This window comes from Pseudomonas lyxosi (assembly GCF_047758685.1).
In the GTDB taxonomy this organism is placed as follows: domain Bacteria; phylum Pseudomonadota; class Gammaproteobacteria; order Pseudomonadales; family Pseudomonadaceae; genus Aquipseudomonas; species Aquipseudomonas lyxosi.
Genome location: NZ_CP180481.1, coordinates 2,204,775 through 2,222,466 on the forward strand (window position 1 = coordinate 2,204,775; position 17,692 = coordinate 2,222,466).

Genomic DNA, 17,692 nt, shown 5'->3' on the forward strand with positions numbered 1-17,692 from the left:
CGGCTTTTAAATGGGACGCGGAGCGTCCCGGGCTGCATTCCCACGCAGAGCGTGGGAACGATCGGTGTGGTGATTAATATTCGAGGGCGGCAGGTTTCAGGTACATCCCTTCCTGCGTCATCGCAATCCGGAACTTCAACACATCACCGGCCTTGAGCGTGATGGTCTGCGAACCCGGTGCAAGCATGCCCGGATTGCAACCCGGCGCCTGGCCCGGCAGCAGCTTCAGGCGCAAGGACACATTGCCCGGCGGCAGGTTGAACGAGGTGCTTTGTTCCTGGAACAACCGCGCCGACAGCTGATCGTGAATGTACACGCCAATCTCGCAGGAGGTCGCGACTTCCAGGCGCTCGCGGGAAATGATCAGTACGCCATAGTCCTCCCCGGCGGCTTGAACCGAAGGTGTCGCGGCAAATAGGCTGAGAAAGCCAAACAGGCTGAGAGCTGACCAGCGCATGGCTGAATCTCCTGATGTCGAGTCATTGATGGACGCAGCTTGGCCGAGCGCGACGCCGATTGCCAGCCCGGCAGCTCACTTCAGAACTTGACCTTGCCATGGTGGCAAGCTCGAGACTGCACACAACTTCACGAAAGGAGTCATCTCATGCAAGTGTTCAACGTTCAAGGCATGTCCTGCGGTCACTGCGTCAAAGCCATCACCCAGGCGCTGCAAGCCAAGGATCCGGCGGCCAGCGTGCGTATCGATCTGGCCGCGAAGGAAGTCGGCGTCGAGAGCGCTTTGTCGGCGGATCAGGTGATCGCGGTGATCACCGAAGAAGGCTATGAGGCGAAAGTCGCTTGAAGCGATTGTTGTAGGAGCCGAGCTTGCTCCGGGCGGCGTTCCGACGATAGCGGACTGGCAGACAACACAAGTGTTGAACGTAAAGCCGTCATCGTCGGAACGCCGCCCGGAGCAAGCTCAGCTCCTACAGGGTTTTTAATAGTTAGCGACCTAACGGAATGTTCAAGGCGGCCCTGCGCGGCTAGACTGTCGGCCTGCCGACTCATGCCCAACTGGATGCCTGATGAATTTCCGTACCATTTTGATTCTTGGCGCCTTGAGCGCCTTCGGTCCGCTGGCGATCGATTTCTATCTGCCGGCCTTCCCGGCGATGGCGCTCGCCTTCGCCACCGATGAAAAACACGTTCAGCTGACTCTGGCGGCGTATTTCCTTGGCTTGTCCATCGGTCAGCTGGCTTACGGCCCGGTGGCGGATCGTTTCGGGCGACGGATTCCCTTGCTGACCGGTGTCGGGCTGTTCACCGCAGCCTCCCTGGCCTGCGCCTATGCGCCGAACCTCGAATGGCTGATCGGCGCGCGTTTCGTTCAGGCGTTGGGTGGGTGCGCAGGGATGGTGATCTCCCGCGCGATTGTCAGCGATAAATGCGATGCAGTGGGGTCGGCGAAGGTCTTTTCGCAGCTGATGCTGGTAATGGGCCTGGCGCCGATTCTTGCGCCGATGCTGGGCGGGCTGTTGGTCAACACCACGGGCTGGCAGTCGATCTTTCTCGTGTTGACCGGTTTCAGTGCGCTGGCCGGGTTGGCCGTAGCACTTGGGCTGCCGGAAAGTCTGCCGGCCCATGTGCCGCGTCAACCGTTGTCCGGCGCGTTGCGTCAGTACGGTCGACTGTTGTCGGATCCGGTGTTCCTCGGCCACGCCTTGACCGGTGGCATCGCCATCGCCGGGATGTTTGCCTACATCGCCGGTTCACCGTTCGTCTTCATCAAGCTGTATGGCGTGCCGGCCGAGCATTTCGGCTGGCTGTTCGGGACCAACGCGGCGGGCTTCATTCTGGTCGCGCAACTCAATGCACGACTGCTGGCCAAGCGCGGCCCGGCGTTCTTGTTGGCGCGCACCGTGTGGATCTACGTCGGTGCCGGTCTGGCGCTGCTGGCCGTCAGTTCGCTGCACACTGCGCAACTATGGCCGTTATTGATTCCGCTGTTTGTCTGCATCGCCAGCCTCGGTTGCATCCTCCCTAACGCCTCGGCCTGCGCCATGAACGGGCAGGGCGCTCGCGCCGGCAGTGCGTCGGCGATGCTCGGTTGCCTGCAATTCAGCGTCGCCGCCGGGGCAGCAGCACTGGTGGGGGTTTTACACGACGGCAGCGCCATGCCGATGGCCATGGTCATCAGCCTGTGCGGAATTCTGGTGGTGAGCGTGGCGATGCTCACCCGGCGTTTGCAAAATGCCCGGGCGCTGGCGCAAGCCCAGGTCTGAGGACGGACTCAGCCAGCGGCACGCTGCTGGTGTTCAGTAATTTGATGAGGGGCTTGCAGTCGCGCTTCAAGGGTGCGGGTGAAAGCGCGAGCTTCGGCTTCGCTGCGGAATGTGACGACGTGTTGGTCCAGACGGACCTGCCACTGGGATTTTGCCAATTCTTTTATCAGGATCTTCATTGCTGATCTCTCCTCTCGTAAAAGATGTCACTTAAAGGAATGCGTCACAGAGCTTCACGATTGTAGACCCGAATACGATCGCAATTGTGACAAGAGGCAACTCTCGGACTGACGGTGTCGCCCATCTGGGCGACAACTGTGTCAGTTTGTTTCAGAACCCTTCGAGCACAATCTTGCCCTTGGACTTGCCGCTTTCCAGCAGTTCATGAGCACGGCGCAGGTTCGCCGCGTTGATGGTCCCGAAGTGCTCGCCGACCGTGGTCTTCAGCGTCCCGGCGTCGATCAGCCCGGCAACGCGGTTGAGCAATTTGTGCTGCTCGATCATGTCTGCGGTTTCGAACAGCGAGCGGGTGTACATGAACTCCCAGTGCAGCGACAGGCTCTTGCGCTTGAGCTTGGTCACGTCCAGCGCCTTCGGATCATCGATCAGGGCCAGTTTGCCTTGCGGCGCCAAAGCCTCGACCAATTGATCCAGGTGGTGATCGGTCTGGGTCAGGCTGGCGACGTGGGTCACCTGATCGACACCCGCGCGTTTGAGTTCTTCGCTCAACGGCTGGCTGTGATCGATCACCAGGTCGGCACCGAGTTCACGAACCCAGCTCTGGGTTTGCGGGCGGGAAGCCGTGCCGATGACTTTCAGCCCGGTGAGCTGACTGGCCAGTTGCGTGAGGATCGACCCCACACCGCCAGCGGCACCGACGATCAAAAGGCTCTGGCCTTCATCAGTTTTGCCTTCACGCACTTGCAGGCGTTCGAAGAGTAATTCCCACGCGGTGATCGCGGTCAGCGGCAGCGCGGCGGCTTCGGCGAAACCGAGGGTTTTTGGCATATGGCCGACGATCCGCTCATCGACCACGTGCAACTCGCTGTTGCCGCCCGCGCGGGCGATGGAGCCGGCGTAGAACACGTTGTCGCCGGCCTTGAACAGTGTCACTTCACTGCCGACGGCCTTGACCACACCGGCCACGTCCCAGCCCAGCACTTTCGGCGCGCCCGCTTCAGGCTGGACGTTCTGGCGGACCTTGGTGTCCACCGGGTTGACCGAGATGGCTTTGACTTCCACCAACAGGTCACGCGGGCCGGCAACCGGTTCTGGCAGTTCGATGTCTTGCAGAGATTTTTCGTCGCTGATTGGCAACGAGGCATAGTAGGCAATGGCTTTCATACGGGCTCCTGAGAAGTAATAAAGAAGGCAGATCAGACGATGGAGCGCAGGCGCTTGAGGTCGAAGTGTTCGAGAAAGTCGCCAGCCTTGGCGCGGAAATTCTGGACATGCGCGCTGGCGTCATGGGCCTGCAGGGCTTCGTCACTGCTCCATTTTTCGATCATGTAGAAGGCATGAGGATTGGCGAGGTCCTGGTGCAAGTCGTATTGACTGCAACCGGCCTCGGCGCGGGTCGGTTCCAGCAGCGCTCGCAGATGCTGTTCGAGGGCGTCCTGCTGGCCGGTTTTGGCGATGAGGGTGGCGATGGCGGTAAAAGGCTGGGACATGTTCGGCTCCGGGAACGGGGTGAATTTGATGGGACGGATGATTGGCTATTTCTCTGCAAGATAAAACCCGCTAAAAGAGCAGTCTCTTTCAATATTTTTTTGATAATCGAGGCTGAACAATGCTGCGTTTCGATGACTTGCAGTTGTTTGTCCGGGCGGCGGACCTGGGCAGTTTGTCAGCGGCGGCGCGCGGGATGGACATGTCGGCCGCGGTGGCCAGTGCGGCGTTGAAGCGCATCGAACAGCAGCTCGGCGCCCGGTTGCTCGCCCGTTCAACCCGTAGCCTGCGGCTGACCGCTGAAGGCGAGGGATTTCTTGAATACGCTCGGGCCGCCTTGAGCAATCTCGATGAGGGCCGCCGTTTATTGGCCAGCGGTCAGGACCAGGTCAGCGGGATTTTGCAGCTCTCGGCGCCTTCGGACTTTGGTCGCAATTTGCTGCTGCCCTGGCTGGACGAGTTTCAGCGCGAACATCCGAAACTCACGGTGCGTTTGTTGCTGGGCGACCGCATCGCCGACCTGTTCCGCCAACCGGTGGACATCGCCCTGCGTTACGGCGAGCCGGAAGACTCAAGCCTGGTGGCGCTGCCCATCGCCCCGCAGAACCGCCGCGTGCTCTGTGCCGCCCCGAGTTACCTGGCCCGGCATGGCGAGCCACGGCAACTGGAGCAATTGGCTCAGCACAACTGCCTGCTGTTCATGCTCGGCAGCCGGGTCCACGATCACTGGAGTTTTCACGACGGCAAACGCGAGGTCAGCCTGACCGTCAGCGGCGATCGTTTCAGCGATGATGCCGATGTCGTGCGGCTGTGGGCGGTGGCGGGCGCCGGGATCGCCTACAAATCCTGGCTCGATGTCGCGGCCGATGTGCTGGCCGGTCGATTGAAAGTGCTCATGCCGGAACTGCTCTGTGAGCGCGCACCGCTGAATTTGCTGTGCGCCCATCGCGCACAATTGAGTAAGCCGGTGAACCTTTTGCGGGAAATGCTCGCCAGTCGATGCGCCCGGTTGAGTAGTCAATTTCCGACGTTATCGGGCGCCGATCATTAGTCGCAGGCAAATAGCGAAATTTCACTCAGGAACTATCACCACCAATGGTTTCCCAAGGGCAGGAACCGGCGGTTAACCCGCATATACTAGCGCCCGCCTCATGTACGCACCGTCGATCTCGCAATGGCGAGTCCACGTCCGAGTCAGCCAGGCCCCATGGTCAATCGCCGCGGCTTCGCGAAACCTGCGAGCAATGACCTGTGCGATTGGCCGGCTTTGCCCGGTTTATGGCGGTTTCCACGCCTTGGCCGACGACACATTACTGGTCAAGATGTCTCTGAGCAGTAGACGAAACGATTCAACAGGGAGTGAATACATGGAACATGCACCTTGCATCAGCCAGATCGCCACGTTGCTGGCTGACCCAAAGCGCAGCGCAATGATGTGGGCCTTGATGGACGGCTCGGCGCGGCAAACCGAAGAGCTGGCCTTGTTGGCCGGCCTGTCACCGTCTTCGGCCAGTGCGCATCTGGGGCGTTTGTCCGCCGGAGGTCTGTTGAAAGTCGAATTCCGCGGCCGCAAGCGGTTCTTCCGTCTTGCCGCGCCTGAAGTGGGTGCCGCGATAGAGGCACTGGCCAGCGCCACCCTGGCCAGCACGCCTCGGGAAATCCCGGACATTTTCAAGCGCACGCCCCCCCTCGCCAAACCTCAGGCGGCGCCTTCGTCACTCTTGCGCGCCAGGCTTTGCGACGACCATTTGGGCGGCACCCTTGCCGCCGATCTTTATCAGCGTCTGCTGGATGCGGGCTGGATCGAACAGCTCGATCAGCGGGTCATGATCACCCACAAGGGCGCCACGCAATTGGCGACGCGGGGTGTGTTTATCCAGGCGCTGGCCCATCGCAACAGCCGAGTCGCCTGCGCTTGTCCGGACTGGAGCGAAAGACGCCCGCACATGGGCGGATCTCTGGGTGCGGCGTTGCTGCAATTGTTCATGCAGTCAGGTTGGTTGAGCCTGCCCAACGATTCGCGAGCCTTGCAGATCACCGCCGCGGGGCAGCGTGAAATCCATCGATTCGCCCAGGAAACCGAGCTGGAAATGGCGTTGTAGACGCATCGAGATCGACGTCCGAAGCTTCGGGCGTCGCTCAGAGCTGCGAACAGGTCGCATCCAGCAGTAACCCCCAGCAGCTATCGCGCACACTCGTCCGGGGACTTTCGGATTGGGGGGATGTGGCATGGAAACACGAGGCTTCAGCGCGGCAGAACGACTGGAACGGCTGCCCATCAGCGGTTATCACCGGATCATTTTCATCATCATTGCCCTGGCGTTTTTCTTCGACTCCATGGACCTGGCGATGATGACCTTCCTGCTCGGGTCGATCAAAACCGAGTTTGGCCTGAGCACGGCACAGGCCGGGTTGCTGGCCAGTTCGAGCTTTTTCGGCATGGTCGTGGGGGCGTCGCTGTCCGGCATGCTGGCCGACCGCTTCGGCCGCAAACCGGTGTTCCAGTGGAGCATCGTGTTGTGGGGGATCGCCAGCTACCTGTGCTCCACGGCGCAGAACGTCGAAACGCTGACGTTGTTTCGAATCCTGTTGGGGATCGGCATGGGCATGGAGTTTCCCATCGCTCAGTCGATGCTTTCGGAGCTGATTCCAGCCAAAGGGCGCGGGCGCTACATTGCGTTGATGGACGGTTTCTGGCCGCTGGGCTTCGTCGCTGCCGGCGTACTGTCGTACTTCCTGCTGCCGGTGATTGGCTGGCGGGACATCTTCCTGGTGTTGGCGGTGCCGGCGGTGTTTGTCCTGGCGATTCGCTTTTTCATTCCTGAATCACCGCGCTGGCTGGAACAGGCCGGGCGTCATGACGTGGCAGACAAGGTCTTGCTGCGCATCGAAGATCGGGTCCGGACATCTCTGGGACGTTCGGATCTGCCTGAGCCGATCCGCCTGCCGAGAGTGGCGAGTACGCCGGGCCATTTCTTTTCCGCGTTGCGGCAGATCTGGTCGCCGCTGTATCGCCAGCGCACGATGATGATCTGGAGTGTCTGGTTCTTCGCCTTGCTGGGGTTCTATGGCCTGACGTCCTGGCTCAGTGCCTTGCTGCAGCAGTCGGGTTTTGCCGTGACTCAGTCGGTGTATTACACAGTGCTGATTTCCCTCGGCGGGATTCCCGGTTTCCTGATGGCCGCCTGGCTGGTGGAGCGTTGGGGGCGCAAACCGGTGTGCGTGGTGACGTTGCTCGGCGGCGGGGTGATGGCGTTTCTGTATGGTCAGAGCGCAGTGTTTGGCGGCAATGTCAGCCTGTTGATTGCCTCGGGGCTGCTGATGCAGTTTTTCCTGTTCGGCATGTGGGCGGTGCTTTACACCTACACGCCGGAGTTGTACCCGACATCCGCGCGGGCCACGGGCTCGGGTTTCGCTTCGGCGATTGGCCGCGTGGGTTCGTTGCTCGGGCCAATGGTGACCGGGCTGGTGTTCCCGATGACCGGGCAGGGCGGGGTGTTTGCGCTGGGGGCGATGTGTTTTGCGATTGCGGCAGGGGTGGTGTGGGTGTTCGGGATGGAGACCCGGGGCAAGACGCTGGAGGAGTTGAGCGAGGCAGTTGCTTAATGATCGTTCCCACGCTCCGCGTGGGAATGCCTCACCGGACGCTCTGCGTCCGCTCTTGGGACGCGGAGCGTTCCTGGCTGCATACCCACGCGGAGCGTGGGAACGATCAGCGATCAGTCACTAGGGTTTTACCAACCGCGCATCCAGACTGTTCTGCGCCAATCGCTTGGCCTGATCCTGAGTCATGCCCAGATCGGTGTACAGCGCGTGGAAGTTCTCGGTGACATAACCGCCGAAGTACGCCGGGTCATCCGAGTTCACGGTCACTTTCACGCCACGTTCGAGCATGTCGAGAATGTTGTGCTGAGACATGTGATCGAACACGCAGAGCTTGGTGTTCGACAACGGGCACACGGTCAGCGGGATTTGCTCGTCGATGATCCGCTGCATCAAGCGCTCGTCTTCGATGGCGCGCACGCCGTGGTCGATGCGCTGGATTTTCAGCAGGTCGAGGGCTTCCCAGATGTACTCGGGCGGGCCTTCTTCACCGGCGTGGGCGACGGTCAGGAAGCCTTCGTGACGGGCACGATCGAACACGCGCTGGAACTTGCTCGGCGGGTGACCCATTTCCGAACTGTCCAGACCGACCGCCACAAACGCATCACGGAACGGCAGCGCCTGGTCGAGGGTTTTCTCGGCTTCTTCTTCGCTCAAATGGCGCAGGAAGCTCAGGATCAAACCGCTGGTGATGCCCAGTTGCTGCTCGCCATCCTTCAACGCGGCGGCGATGCCGTTGAGCACCACTTCGAACGGCACGCCACGGTCGGTGTGGGTCTGCGGGTCGAAGAACGGTTCGGTGTGAATCACGTTCTGCGCCTTGCAGCGCAACAGGTAGGCCCAGGTCAGGTCGTAGAAATCCTGAGAGGTGCGCAACACGTCAGCGCCCTGGTAATACAGGTCGAGAAACTCTTGCAGATTATTGAAGGCGTAGGCCTTGCGCAGGGTTTCTACGTCGCTCCACGGCAGGGCGATCTTGTTGCGTTCGGCCAGGGCGAACAGCAGCTCAGGCTCCAGCGAACCCTCAAGGTGCAGGTGCAGTTCTGCCTTGGGCAGGGCGTTCAGCCAGTCGTACATAGTCTTTTCTCATCAGGTGCAGATGGTGAGCATTCTACAGATGCTCGTGGAAACAATTAGCAAAACCTGACCAGCCGGTTCATCACAGCGCTTCCTGTTCCCGTCGATAGGCGTAGGTCTCGGTGAAGCGCGAGAGCAGGAAATCGGCGCAGGTGGTGGCCGGGTACTTTGCCGGGTGCCGTTCATCCTGGCAGCCGGGCAGGCATTCGATGACCGTGTCGGGGTGCGGCTCGGCGAAGAATGGCATCGAGTAACGGTCCACGCCCAGCGGGCTGATCACCCGATGCGGCGTCGACAGATAACGGTCGTTGCTCCAGCGCGCCATCATGTCGCCGAGGTTGACCACGAACGTGCCATCGATCGGTGGTGCGTCGATCCACTCGCCTTTGACGTTTCGCACTTGCAGGCCGCCGGCGGCATCCTGATACAGCAGGGTGATGCAGCCGTAATCGGTGTGGGCGCCGGCGCCTTGTTGCTCTTCGGAACTGGCGGTGTGGCGCGGTGGGTAATGAATCATCCGCAGCACGCTGACCGGCTCAACGAAGCGGGTGTCGAAAAAGTTGCGCTCAATGCCCAGCGCCACGGTCATGGCCCGTAACAGGGTTTGTGCCAAGGCCTGCATGTCGACGTAGTGCTGCTCCATCAGCGATTCCCAACCGGGCAGCGATGGATGACGGTTGGGGCCGCGCAGCGGTTTTTCCGCTAGCACTTGCGGGTGATCGGCCGGCAGGTGCAGGCCCATGTCGAAGGTTTCTTTCAGGTCGCTGGGTTTGCTCGGGTCGAGTTGTTCGGTGGCGATGGCGCCGTAACCGCGGTGGTGACGGGTTTGGGTGATGTCGATCTTGAGTTTTTCGGCGGCGGGCAGGGCGAAGAAACGTTGGGCGCTGTCGAGTACGGCGTCGATGCGCGACGGGCTGATCGGGTGGCCTTTGATGTAGAAGAAACCCCACTCGCGGCAGGCGTGGTCGATTTGCGTGGCGATTGATTGCCAGGCGTGCGCGTCATCACTGTAAAGCGGGGCAATATCGATGATCGGGAGTTGGTTCATGCGGCAGTCCTGAAAGGTGCGCTGGTTGAAGGGCACTGGAGGTCCATTGTGGGAGCGAGCTTGCTCCGGGCGGCGTTCCGACGATGGCGGACTGTCAGTCAACAAAGATGTTGAATGTGAAGGCCTCATCGCAGGCAAGCCCGCTCCCACAGGGTTTTGTGTGTAGTGCAGACATTACTTGGGAATGTCAGCCTTCATGCCTTCGACGTAGTAGTTCATCGCTGCCAGCTCCGCATTGCTCGCCGTCGCGCCCTCCGCGATTTTCTCAACGCCCGCCTGATCCTTGATCGGCCCGGTGAACGGGTGGAATGCGCCGCTCTTGATGTCAGCAATGATCTGCTCTGCCTCGGCTTTCACCGGTGCTGGCACCAGATCGCTGATCGGCAACTCAACCGTACCTTCCTTCAAACCACCCCAGTAATCCTGCGATTTCCACATGTGGTCGAGCACGCTTTGGGTCGCCTGAATGTAGTGCGGCCCCCAGTCGTTGACGATGGACGTCAGCACCGCTTTCGGCCCGAAGTGCGCCATGTCCGAAGCGTAGCCCACGGCATACACGCCGCGGCGTTCAGCCGCTTGGATCGGCGCCGGGCTGTCGGTGTGCTGGAATACCACGTCCACGCCCTGATCGATCAACGCATTGGCGGCATCGGCCTCTTTACCCGGATCGAACCAGGAGTTGACCCACACCACCTTGATCTCGGTGCCGGGGTTGTACTTGTTCAGGGCCAGTTGAATGGCATTGATGTCGCGGATCACTTCCGGGATCGGGAAGGACGCGACGTAACCGATCTTCTTGGTCTTGGTCATCTTCGCCGCGAGGAAACCGCCGACGTAGCGACCTTCATAGGTGCGTGCCAGGTAGGTGCCGAGGTTCTTGTCCTGCTTGTAGCCGGTGGCGTGTTCGAAGGTCACCTTGGGAAATTGTTTGGCGACTTTCAGGGTCGGGTTCATGTAGCCGAAGGACGTGGTGAAGATCAGGTCGTACTTGTCCTTGGCCATGTTGCGGATCACCCGCTCCGCGTCGGCGCCTTCTGCGACGTTTTCCACATAGTTGGTGGTGATCTGGTTGCCGAATTTTTCGGCCAGCGCCTTGCGCCCTTGTTCATGCTGATACGTCCAGCCGTGGTCGCCAATCGGACCGATGTAGACGAAGCCGATTTTCAGCGGGTCGGCGGCACTGGCAGTCAGGCTTGCGCTCAGACCGATGGCCGCCGCAACGGCGCAAAGCAGCTTCTTCAACGGACGTTTGTGCATGAATTCGAACTCCATGTTGTTGTGAGGTTGGCGAGGTCAATGCAAATTGCTGACCAACAGGACAACAAATGGTTCGAAACCTCGTAACGGCCATCGCGGGCAAGCCCGCTCCCACATGGCCTGCGCAAATCCTGTGGGAGCGGGCTTGCCCGCGATGAGGTCCTTGAGGCCGATAAAAGTGCATGGCCTGACACGGCTGCCATCCGCTGGTGCGCTAAGGTGTAACGAAACGTTAGCGCCGCCTCGCAGTCACTAGCTCATCACACTGGTTTCGCTTCACACGGCAAAAAGGCCCGCAATGCTCACACTCATCAAGCAAGAAAAGTTTCTGCTGCTGGCCCTGATTGCCGCATTCATCGCTTACCCGATGGAGCACTGGATGCTGCACAGCGGCCAACCCATTGCGCTGACCGCCGGCCTGGTGCTGATCGCGTTCATCGTCGTTGCCTCCATGCGCGTCGCCCATCACGCCGAACTGCTCGCAGAAAAAGTCGGCGACCCCTACGGCACGATGATCCTGACCCTGGCCGCCGTGCTGGTGGAAGTGGTGATCCTGGCGATCATGATGAGCAACGAAGCCTCGCCGACCCTGGTACGCGACACGATTTATTCGGCGGTGATGCTCGACATCAACGGCATCCTCGGTCTCGCTGCGTTGATGGGCGGGCTCAAGCATGGCGAACAGTCCTACAACGATGACTCGGCGCGCAGTTACAGCGTGATGATCCTCACCGCCATGGGCGTTTCCATGGTGGTGCCGGAGTTCATTCCCGAGGCCAACTGGAAACTCTATTCAGGCTTCACCATCGGCGCGATGATCGTGCTCTACGCCCTGTTCCTGCGTATGCAGGTCGGGCCGCACAGTTATTTCTTCAGCTACAGCTACCCGGAAAAACGCCGCAAGAAAGTCCCGGACGAAGAACCTGAGCCGATCAATCTTGGGCTGAGTATCGGGACATTGGTGTTCGGGGTGGTGGTGATCGGCGCCTTGGCCGAAGTGATGTCCAAGACCCTCGACCTGGGCCTGGAAGGGACGGGCGCACCGCCGGTGATCACGGCGATCCTGGTGGCGGCAATCTCGGCGGCACCGGAGATTCTGACGGCGTTGCGGGCGGCATTGGCCAACCGTATGCAGTCGGTGGTCAACATCGCCATGGGCGCGTCGTTGTCGACGGTGATTCTGACGGTGCCGGTGATGGAAGCGATGGCGCTCTACACCGGCCAGCCGTTCCAGATGGCGATGACCCCGGTGCAGACCGTGATGGTCTTCCTCACCCTGATCGTCAGCGCGATCAACCTCAACGATGGCGAAACCAATGCCATCGAAGGCATGACCCACTTTGTGCTGTTTGCGACATTCATCATGTTGTCGCTGCTCGGTCTTTAGGACCACGACAAACCCTTGTGGGAGCGAGCTTGCTCGCGATAGCGGTGTGTCAGACACCATTAATGCCAACTGACACTCCGTCATCGCGAGCAAGCTCGCTCCCACAGTTTGATTTGTGTTGTGTCAGGTACCGGCGATTAGCTGCCGAGCCGCTTGGCTGTGATCAGCAATCAACCCCTTCAAATCCAGCCCTTCAACCTGCCCATCGATCACCCGCCACTTGCCGCCGACCATCACCCGATCCGCCCGATCAGCGCCGCACAGCAGCAACGCCGACACCGGATCATGACTGCCGGAGAACCGCAGCTCATCGAGCTTGAACAGGGCCAAGTCTGCCTGTTTGCCCACCGCCAGTTCGCCAATATCGGTACGGCCCAGCAACTGCGCCGAGCCCTTGGTCGCCCACCCCAGCACCAACTCCGGCGTGATTTTCTCGGCGCCATAACGCAGCCGTTGAATGTAAAGCGCCTGACGGGTTTCCAGCATCATGTTCGACGCATCGTTAGACGCCGAACCGTCCACGCCCAAGCCCAGCAACGCGCCGGCGGCGGTCAGGTCCAGGGTCGGGCAAATGCCGGAAGCCAGACGCATGTTCGAACTCGGGCAATGGCAAATGCCGGTGCCGGCGGCGCCGAGGCGAGCGATTTCATCCGGGTTGAAGTGGATGCCGTGAGCCAGCCAGGTGCGTGGGCCGAGCCAGCCGACGCTGTCGAGGTAATCCACAGTGCGCAGGCCGAAGCGTTGCAGGCAGAAGTCTTCTTCGTCGAGGGTTTCGGCCAGATGGGTGTGCAGGCGCACGTCGAGTTTGTTCGCCAATTCGGCGCTGGCCGACATGATTTCCGGGGTCACCGAGAACGGTGAGCACGGCGCGAGGGCGATCTGGATTTGCGCACCGTCGCCACGTTCGTGGTACTCGGCGATCAAGCGTTGGCTGTCGGCGAGGATGACTTCGCCTTCCTGCACGGTCTGCTGCGGTGGCAGGCCGCCGTCCTTTTCGCCGAGGCTCATGGAACCGCGCGTCAACATGGCGCGCATGCCCAGTTCGCGAACGCTTTCGACTTGTACGTCGATCGCATTTTCCAGGCCTTGCGGAAACAGGTAATGGTGATCGGCCGCGGTGGTGCAGCCAGACAGCAGCAACTCGGCCAGCGCGACTTTGCTGGCGAGGGCGAGTTTTTCAGGGGTGAGGCGTGCCCAGACCGGGTAGAGGGTTTTCAGCCACGGGAACAACGGCTGATTGACCACCGGCGCCCAGGCGCGGGTCAGGGTTTGATAGAAGTGGTGATGGGTGTTGATCAGTCCCGGCAGGATCACATGCTCGCGGGCATCGAAGACGTGTCCACAGGGCGCGGAAGGTTGCTGGCCAGTCGCGAGCACTTCGACGATCAAACCGTCTTGCAGCACCAGGCCGCCACGGGCATCGAGGCCATTGGCAGTGAAGATCGCGAGGGGATTTTTTAACCAGGTACGGGTCGCAGGCATGTTGGCCGGCTCCTCTGAAAGTTGGGTTCAGGTTAGCCAGCTCAGTGATTACCCTGTCTGCTGATCCAGGGTCGCCGCGGGGACGAAGTGCGAAGTCTCAATCAAAAAAGCTCGGCGGGCAAGCCTCGCCCGACAGGACAACACAAATCCCTGTGGGAGCTGGCTTGCCTGCGATTGCATCTCCTCAGTATCACTGACAGACCGAGGTGCCTGCATCGCGGGCAAGCCCGGCTCCCACAGGTTTTGTGTTTGTTACCAAGGAATGGTTTCACCCCTGTAATTCACGAAGTGATGCCCGCCCTTGCCGGTATACGCATTCACCTGATCAACCAAACCACGCGTACTGGTTTCCACATTGATGTCAGCGCCTTCACCGCCCATGTCGGTCTTCACCCAACCCGGATGCAGCGACAGCACGGTGAGTTTCTGCTCGCCCAATTGAGTGACGAAGCTGCTGGTCATCGAGTTCAGCGCCGCTTTGCTGGCCTTGTACAACGCCAGTTCGGGCGCATCCGGCATGGTCACGCTGCCCAGCACCGAACTCATGAACGCCAGCACGCCGGTATCCGGACGAATCTGCCCGACAAAGCGTTGAGCCAGATTGATCGGCGCCACCGCATTGGTGAAAAACAGTTGCCCGACCTCGGCCAACGTCGCACCGCCCGGTGTCTGAACCTCCGGCCCCTTGACCCCGGCATTCACGAACAACAGGTCAAACACTTCGCCCTTGAGTTGTTGGCTCAGGGCGATGACCGCCTGCTGATCGTCCATGTCGAGTTTTTCGATCCGCACCTTGCCCAAGGCCTGCAAGGCTTCGGCGTTCTGCGGGTTGCGCACGGTGGCGGTGACTTGCCAACCGTCGGCCAGCAGGGTTTTCACCAGACCGAGGCCCAAGCCCCGGGAGGCGCCGATGATGAGTGCGGTTTTTGCCGTAGACATGAGTGGCTTCCTTGATAAATGAGGATCACGGATTCAATGGACAACGTTGACCGAGCCGTTGCTGCAACTCCTGACGCAGCGCGCCGAGTTCGTCCATTCGGGTTTCGATCAGTTTGAGTTTGTCTTGCAGCAATTGCGTGACGGCGCTGTCTGGATCGGGCGACTGCCACAATGCGGCGACGCTGTTGCCGATCTCGCCGAGGGTAAATCCCAATCGCTGAGCGGTCTTGATGTACAGCACCAGCTGCACCATGTCCGCCGGATAGTCGCGATAACCGTTGGCGCTGCGTTGTGCCGCAATCAACCCGCGTTGCTCGTAGAAGCGCAGCGTGTCGCGGCTGACGGCGCTGGCCTGGGCTAATTCACCGATGCGCATCATGACATCTCGAGAGGGCTTGACCCTGGAGCATACTCCAGGCTTTAGCCTTGTTGCTCCCTGAGTTTATGGAGCAAGACGGATGTGGACTTCAACGCAATATCGCCGGTTGGTGAAGGGTAGCGCCTGGTATGACTTGATCGTGACGGCAGCGTTTGCAACGCCGTGGAGTTTTGCGGCGTTGCATGGCGTTTTGTTGAGTTTGAGTCAGGCGTTCAACTTGCCTGGCGAGTTGCCGCCGTTTGAGCCGATGCACATGCTGATGGCCAATCTGTTGGGGTCGATTGTCTGCGTCTGGGCGGTGCTGCGGATTCGTGATCCGCAGCAGGTGTATGGCCGGTATGACGCGGTCGGTAGATTTCTGTTTTCCGCTTGGCAGCTCTATGCCTTGCTCCATGGAGCCAGTTCGCTATTGGTGATTTTCCTGTTCTTTGAATTGGCGTGGGGCGTTCTTCAAATATTGCCTGTGAGGGCCCCATCGCGGGCAAGCCCGCTCCCACAGTAGATCGCGTTGAAGTGAAGATTTTTCGTTCGACACAACACCCTGTGGGAGCGGGCTTGCCCGCGAAGAGGCCGGCCCGGTCGACCTTTAATGCCCAGCCTGCCACGGTTTCCCCAATGACACCGGCGCATACAACCGCGTACGCAGCGCATCCCGCGACAACAGCACCAACACCACAATGGTCGCGACATACGGCAGCATCGCCAACAGACTCGACGGAATCGCCAGCCCCAAACCCTGCGCCACCAAATGCAAGATGCTGGCGAGTCCGAACAGATACGCCCCCAGCAGCAAGCGCCACACCCGCCAACTGGCAAACACCACCAGTGCCAAGGCAATCCAGCCACGCCCGGCGCTCATGTTCTCCGCCCACATCGGCGTATAAGCCAGCGACAAATAAGCCCCGGCCAATCCAGCCATCGCCCCACCAAACAGCACCGCCAACGTGCGCACGCCCAACACCGGCAAACCCATCGCACTGGCGGCATCCGGGTTTTCTCCAACGGCTTGAATGATCAACCCGACGCGACTTTTCACAATCACCCAAGCCACCAGCGCAAACAGCGCGAACGACAGATACACCAACAGATCCTGTGCAAACAGCATCCGCCCGATCAACGGAATCTCACTCAAATAAGGAATCGCCACCGGCTCGAAACCCGCCAACGGTTTACCGACCCACGCCGCGCCAACAAACGTCGATAGGCCCACACCGAAGATCGTCAGCGCCAACCCGGTGGCCACCTGATTGGCGTTGAACACCAGCGCCACCAACGCAAACAGAGACGACAACAGCATCCCGGCAAGCATCGCCAGCAACACGCCGAGCCACAGGTTGCCGCTGTTCAGCGCGACGATAAAACCGATCACCGCACCAAATAGCATCATGCCTTCCTGGCCGAGGTTCAGAACGCCGCTCTTCTCGCAGATCAATTCACCCAACGCCACCAACAGCAGCGGCGTACCGCAACGGACCATGGCGTAGAAAATATTGCTCAGCAGATCGATATCCATCACAGCGCTCCTGCGTGTACGGTGGTGGCTTGTGCACGACGGGCCCAGCGCATATTCAAACGCGGTCGGTAGAGAATCAGCACGTCACTGGCCAGCAGGAAAAACAGCATCATCCCCTGGAACAATTGGGTGATTGCTTGCGGCAGATTCATGCTCATCTGCGCGCTCTCGCCGCCGATGTACAGCAGCGCCATCAGCAGACTGGAAAACAGAATACCGATGGGATTGAGTCGCCCGAGAAACGCCACGGTGATCGCGGCATAGCCGTAACCGGGCGATACCTGCGGCACCAATTGGCCGATCGGCCCGGTGACTTCACATACCCCGGCGAGTCCCGCCAACCCTCCGCTGATCAACAGCGCCAGCCAGATCAACCGTTTCTCGCGAAAGCCGACGAACCCCGCCGCACGCTTGTCCAGCCCGAGCACTTTGATCTGGAACCCGATAAAACTTTTCTGCAGCAACACCCACACCGCCACCAACGCGAGCAAGGCGAAATACACGCCCGCGTGAACCCGGCCGTCCTCCATCAGGAGCGGCAAACGACTGGCATCATCGAACATCGCTGACTCAGGAAAGTTGAACCCCGCCGGATCCTTCAGCGGCCCATGCACACAGAACAGCAACAGGTTCAGGGCGATGTAATTGAGCATGATGCTGGTGAGGATTTCATTGGCATTGAAACGCGTGCGCAACCACGCTGTCAGCCCGGCCCATGCCGCGCCGGCCAATGTGCCGACGAGTAGGATCAACACCAGCGCCCAGCGGCTTTGCAGGTCGATAATGTTCACCGCCAATGCACTGCCGGCCAGCGCGCCAAGCAGCAACTGACCTTCGGCGCCAATGTTCCAGATTCGTGCTTGGTACGCCACGGCCAGGCCCAACGCGCAGAGCAAAATCGGCAGCGCTTTGACCAGCAGTTCGGAGACGCCATACAGGTCGCTGACCGGTGCGATGAGCAAGGTGTGGAGAGTGAGTAGCGGATCATGCCCCAGTGCGATAAACAGCAGCGAGCCACAGCCCAACGTCAGGACAGCCGCCAGCAACGGCGAGCACCACAACATCAAGCGCGATTGCTGGCCACGGGGTTCGAGAGAAAGCAGCATGTGAAACTCCG

General features: G+C 60.3%; 19 protein-coding genes. 7 read left to right on the forward strand and 12 right to left on the reverse strand.

Annotated features, from left to right (window positions below; genetic code table 11):
• Positions 1 to 73: 73 nt before the first annotated feature.
• Positions 74 to 457 (reverse strand): hypothetical protein, encoded by a 384-nt coding sequence (locus tag ACMXYI_RS10220; protein ID WP_415773126.1) that lies wholly within the window; start codon positions 455 to 457, stop codon positions 74 to 76.
• A gap of 147 nt (positions 458 to 604) precedes the next feature.
• Here ACMXYI_RS10220 and ACMXYI_RS10225 point away from each other — a divergent pair, with 147 nt between their 5' ends.
• Complete coding sequence (locus tag ACMXYI_RS10225; RefSeq protein WP_046044719.1) at positions 605 to 802, forward strand: heavy-metal-associated domain-containing protein; 198 nt, start codon at positions 605 to 607, stop codon at positions 800 to 802.
• Between the two features lie 223 nt (positions 803 to 1,025).
• Complete coding sequence (locus ACMXYI_RS10230) at positions 1,026 to 2,222, forward strand: multidrug effflux MFS transporter (protein ID WP_415773127.1); 1,197 nt, start codon at positions 1,026 to 1,028, stop codon at positions 2,220 to 2,222.
• A gap of 8 nt (positions 2,223 to 2,230) precedes the next feature.
• Here ACMXYI_RS10230 and ACMXYI_RS10235 read toward each other — a convergent pair whose 3' ends face one another.
• The 3 genes from ACMXYI_RS10235 to ACMXYI_RS10245 all read right to left on the reverse strand — a co-directional run bounded on the left by ACMXYI_RS10235 (position 2,231) and on the right by ACMXYI_RS10245 (position 3,892).
• Complete coding sequence (locus ACMXYI_RS10235; protein ID WP_415773128.1) at positions 2,231 to 2,401, reverse strand: hypothetical protein; 171 nt, start codon at positions 2,399 to 2,401, stop codon at positions 2,231 to 2,233.
• 151 nt (positions 2,402 to 2,552) lie between these two features.
• The gene (locus ACMXYI_RS10240) at positions 2,553 to 3,566 is read right to left on the reverse strand and encodes a zinc-binding alcohol dehydrogenase family protein (RefSeq protein ID WP_415773129.1); all 1,014 of its coding nucleotides are present in this window, start codon (positions 3,564 to 3,566) and stop codon (positions 2,553 to 2,555) included.
• A 32-nt stretch (positions 3,567 to 3,598) separates the two neighbouring features.
• The gene (locus ACMXYI_RS10245) at positions 3,599 to 3,892 is read right to left on the reverse strand and encodes a putative quinol monooxygenase (protein WP_415773130.1); all 294 of its coding nucleotides are present in this window, start codon (positions 3,890 to 3,892) and stop codon (positions 3,599 to 3,601) included.
• A 119-nt stretch (positions 3,893 to 4,011) separates the two neighbouring features.
• Here ACMXYI_RS10245 and ACMXYI_RS10250 point away from each other — a divergent pair, with 119 nt between their 5' ends.
• From ACMXYI_RS10250 to ACMXYI_RS10260, 3 genes are all read left to right on the forward strand, one after another.
• Positions 4,012 to 4,941, forward strand: coding sequence for a LysR family transcriptional regulator (locus tag ACMXYI_RS10250; protein WP_008156521.1), 930 nt, complete (start codon positions 4,012 to 4,014; stop codon positions 4,939 to 4,941).
• A gap of 316 nt (positions 4,942 to 5,257) precedes the next feature.
• The gene (locus ACMXYI_RS10255; RefSeq protein WP_415773131.1) at positions 5,258 to 5,992 is read left to right on the forward strand and encodes an ArsR/SmtB family transcription factor; all 735 of its coding nucleotides are present in this window, start codon (positions 5,258 to 5,260) and stop codon (positions 5,990 to 5,992) included.
• A 127-nt stretch (positions 5,993 to 6,119) separates the two neighbouring features.
• Positions 6,120 to 7,496, forward strand: a complete 1,377-nt coding sequence (locus ACMXYI_RS10260; RefSeq protein ID WP_415773132.1) for an MFS transporter — start codon at positions 6,120 to 6,122, stop codon at positions 7,494 to 7,496.
• 120 nt (positions 7,497 to 7,616) lie between these two features.
• Here ACMXYI_RS10260 and ACMXYI_RS10265 read toward each other — a convergent pair whose 3' ends face one another.
• The 3 genes from ACMXYI_RS10265 to ACMXYI_RS10275 form a co-directional block, all read right to left on the reverse strand.
• Complete coding sequence (locus ACMXYI_RS10265) at positions 7,617 to 8,570, reverse strand: adenosine deaminase (RefSeq protein WP_074873526.1); 954 nt, start codon at positions 8,568 to 8,570, stop codon at positions 7,617 to 7,619.
• Positions 8,571 to 8,652: 82 nt separating this feature from the next.
• Complete coding sequence (locus ACMXYI_RS10270; RefSeq protein WP_415773133.1) at positions 8,653 to 9,618, reverse strand: 2-oxoglutarate and iron-dependent oxygenase domain-containing protein; 966 nt, start codon at positions 9,616 to 9,618, stop codon at positions 8,653 to 8,655.
• Between the two features lie 174 nt (positions 9,619 to 9,792).
• The gene (locus tag ACMXYI_RS10275; protein WP_415773134.1) at positions 9,793 to 10,875 is read right to left on the reverse strand and encodes a BMP family ABC transporter substrate-binding protein; all 1,083 of its coding nucleotides are present in this window, start codon (positions 10,873 to 10,875) and stop codon (positions 9,793 to 9,795) included.
• Positions 10,876 to 11,173: 298 nt separating this feature from the next.
• Here ACMXYI_RS10275 and ACMXYI_RS10280 point away from each other — a divergent pair, with 298 nt between their 5' ends.
• Positions 11,174 to 12,262, forward strand: a complete 1,089-nt coding sequence (locus tag ACMXYI_RS10280; protein WP_415773135.1) for a calcium:proton antiporter — start codon at positions 11,174 to 11,176, stop codon at positions 12,260 to 12,262.
• Between the two features lie 123 nt (positions 12,263 to 12,385).
• Here ACMXYI_RS10280 and ACMXYI_RS10285 read toward each other — a convergent pair whose 3' ends face one another.
• The 3 genes from ACMXYI_RS10285 to ACMXYI_RS10295 all read right to left on the reverse strand — a co-directional run bounded on the left by ACMXYI_RS10285 (position 12,386) and on the right by ACMXYI_RS10295 (position 15,059).
• Positions 12,386 to 13,744, reverse strand: coding sequence for an 8-oxoguanine deaminase (locus tag ACMXYI_RS10285; protein ID WP_415773136.1), 1,359 nt, complete (start codon positions 13,742 to 13,744; stop codon positions 12,386 to 12,388).
• Between the two features lie 252 nt (positions 13,745 to 13,996).
• Complete coding sequence (locus tag ACMXYI_RS10290) at positions 13,997 to 14,683, reverse strand: SDR family oxidoreductase (RefSeq protein WP_415773137.1); 687 nt, start codon at positions 14,681 to 14,683, stop codon at positions 13,997 to 13,999.
• Between the two features lie 25 nt (positions 14,684 to 14,708).
• The gene (locus ACMXYI_RS10295; RefSeq protein WP_129445079.1) at positions 14,709 to 15,059 is read right to left on the reverse strand and encodes a MerR family transcriptional regulator; all 351 of its coding nucleotides are present in this window, start codon (positions 15,057 to 15,059) and stop codon (positions 14,709 to 14,711) included.
• An 82-nt stretch (positions 15,060 to 15,141) separates the two neighbouring features.
• Here ACMXYI_RS10295 and ACMXYI_RS10300 point away from each other — a divergent pair, with 82 nt between their 5' ends.
• Positions 15,142 to 15,564: a hypothetical protein gene (locus ACMXYI_RS10300; RefSeq protein WP_415773138.1), complete on the forward strand. Its 423-nt coding sequence runs from the start codon at positions 15,142 to 15,144 to the stop codon at positions 15,562 to 15,564.
• Between the two features lie 84 nt (positions 15,565 to 15,648).
• On the opposite strand, the gene ACMXYI_RS10305 is transcribed toward ACMXYI_RS10300, so the two are convergent.
• Positions 15,649 to 16,575 (reverse strand): ABC transporter permease, encoded by a 927-nt coding sequence (locus tag ACMXYI_RS10305; protein WP_134418730.1) that lies wholly within the window; start codon positions 16,573 to 16,575, stop codon positions 15,649 to 15,651.
• A complete protein-coding gene (locus tag ACMXYI_RS10310) occupies positions 16,575 to 17,681 on the reverse strand; it encodes an ABC transporter permease (protein WP_415773139.1) in 1,107 nt (368 codons plus the stop codon). Before ACMXYI_RS10310 ends, ACMXYI_RS10305 begins: the two co-directional genes overlap by 1 nt.
• Between the last annotated feature and the right edge of the window lie 11 nt (positions 17,682 to 17,692).

What these genes read in the sequence shown, in the direction of transcription:
- ACMXYI_RS10220 (WP_415773126.1), bottom strand. Translation starts at nt 457, where the DNA reads ATGCGCTGGTCAGCTCTCAGCCTGTTTGGCTTTCTCAGCCTATTTGCC.
- ACMXYI_RS10225 (WP_046044719.1), top strand. Translation starts at nt 605, where the DNA reads ATGCAAGTGTTCAACGTTCAAGGCATGTCCTGCGGTCACTGCGTCAAA.
- ACMXYI_RS10230 (WP_415773127.1), top strand. Translation starts at nt 1,026, where the DNA reads ATGAATTTCCGTACCATTTTGATTCTTGGCGCCTTGAGCGCCTTCGGT.
- ACMXYI_RS10235 (WP_415773128.1), bottom strand. Translation starts at nt 2,401, where the DNA reads ATGAAGATCCTGATAAAAGAATTGGCAAAATCCCAGTGGCAGGTCCGT.
- ACMXYI_RS10240 (WP_415773129.1), bottom strand. Translation starts at nt 3,566, where the DNA reads ATGAAAGCCATTGCCTACTATGCCTCGTTGCCAATCAGCGACGAAAAA.
- ACMXYI_RS10245 (WP_415773130.1), bottom strand. Translation starts at nt 3,892, where the DNA reads ATGTCCCAGCCTTTTACCGCCATCGCCACCCTCATCGCCAAAACCGGC.
- ACMXYI_RS10250 (WP_008156521.1), top strand. Translation starts at nt 4,012, where the DNA reads ATGCTGCGTTTCGATGACTTGCAGTTGTTTGTCCGGGCGGCGGACCTG.
- ACMXYI_RS10255 (WP_415773131.1), top strand. Translation starts at nt 5,258, where the DNA reads ATGGAACATGCACCTTGCATCAGCCAGATCGCCACGTTGCTGGCTGAC.
- ACMXYI_RS10260 (WP_415773132.1), top strand. Translation starts at nt 6,120, where the DNA reads ATGGAAACACGAGGCTTCAGCGCGGCAGAACGACTGGAACGGCTGCCC.
- ACMXYI_RS10265 (WP_074873526.1), bottom strand. Translation starts at nt 8,570, where the DNA reads ATGTACGACTGGCTGAACGCCCTGCCCAAGGCAGAACTGCACCTGCAC.
- ACMXYI_RS10270 (WP_415773133.1), bottom strand. Translation starts at nt 9,618, where the DNA reads ATGAACCAACTCCCGATCATCGATATTGCCCCGCTTTACAGTGATGAC.
- ACMXYI_RS10275 (WP_415773134.1), bottom strand. Translation starts at nt 10,875, where the DNA reads ATGCACAAACGTCCGTTGAAGAAGCTGCTTTGCGCCGTTGCGGCGGCC.
- ACMXYI_RS10280 (WP_415773135.1), top strand. Translation starts at nt 11,174, where the DNA reads ATGCTCACACTCATCAAGCAAGAAAAGTTTCTGCTGCTGGCCCTGATT.
- ACMXYI_RS10285 (WP_415773136.1), bottom strand. Translation starts at nt 13,744, where the DNA reads ATGCCTGCGACCCGTACCTGGTTAAAAAATCCCCTCGCGATCTTCACT.
- ACMXYI_RS10290 (WP_415773137.1), bottom strand. Translation starts at nt 14,683, where the DNA reads ATGTCTACGGCAAAAACCGCACTCATCATCGGCGCCTCCCGGGGCTTG.
- ACMXYI_RS10295 (WP_129445079.1), bottom strand. Translation starts at nt 15,059, where the DNA reads ATGCGCATCGGTGAATTAGCCCAGGCCAGCGCCGTCAGCCGCGACACG.
- ACMXYI_RS10300 (WP_415773138.1), top strand. Translation starts at nt 15,142, where the DNA reads ATGTGGACTTCAACGCAATATCGCCGGTTGGTGAAGGGTAGCGCCTGG.
- ACMXYI_RS10305 (WP_134418730.1), bottom strand. Translation starts at nt 16,575, where the DNA reads ATGGATATCGATCTGCTGAGCAATATTTTCTACGCCATGGTCCGTTGC.
- ACMXYI_RS10310 (WP_415773139.1), bottom strand. Translation starts at nt 17,681, where the DNA reads ATGCTGCTTTCTCTCGAACCCCGTGGCCAGCAATCGCGCTTGATGTTG.